Source organism: Streptococcus mitis (assembly GCF_001579035.1).
Taxonomy (GTDB): Bacteria; Bacillota; Bacilli; order Lactobacillales; family Streptococcaceae; genus Streptococcus; species Streptococcus mitis_J.
On sequence record NZ_KQ970288.1, the window covers coordinates 82,713 to 83,471 of the forward strand.

Genomic DNA, 759 nt, shown 5'->3' on the forward strand with positions numbered 1-759 from the left:
TTTCCATACTCCACCTTCTTTTACGATTTCGATGGTTTTCTCAGTTGTTCCACCTGTTGGTGTGTACGTTACTTTGACTTTATCGACATCTCCTGTTGGCGTTACAGTTACTGTTGCTGTCGCTTCGTCCGCTGCTACTGTTGGCGCGTCTGGTTTCTCTGTAGCTACCACCTTCACTTTAACCCCTACTCGATCAGATGAGCCATCAGGGTATGTTACTAAGATTACTGCTGGTTTTAAACCTTCTGAACTTGTATCAGGTGCCTCTCCCCATGTAATCCTAGTATTTGCTGGTAATTTGTTTGGATCGTTTGATGTCGGTGTATTCTTTATAAAATCCTCTGCATTTGGCGTACTTCCTTTTTTTACATCTGGTAAGGGATTTTTTAGTTCTGGTTCATACTTACTGTCATCGAGAGTTTTATTCAATTTTTCTACGACCTTAGTCGGGTCAATAGCCTTGTCATATATAGACATTCTATACACCCTACCACCGGGTGTAGCCTCATCATCAGTGGCGTTATCATCAAAGAAAAAACCAAATATAGTCTTACCATTTTCTGTATAAGGTTTTGCGTTATCGAGAGTTCCAGCGTCGGTTAAAGACATTTCTTTAGTAACTTCTCCATCTTTGACAAGGTAAACAGCAAATTCTGTCCTAGATTTTACTATAATAAAGTCAACGACTGTATTATCAGGAACTGGATTTGTACCAAGTGGAGAGCTTATATCATTGTAAAATTGTAAGTTGCCCCTATT

The 759-nt window shown here is 39.5% G+C and carries 1 protein-coding gene; it reads right to left on the reverse strand.

The window, feature by feature from the left end; all coding sequences use genetic code 11:
- Positions 1–759: Rib/alpha-like domain-containing protein (locus tag SMIDD26_RS06570; protein WP_246746961.1), on the reverse strand; the 759-nt coding region annotated here is incomplete at both ends.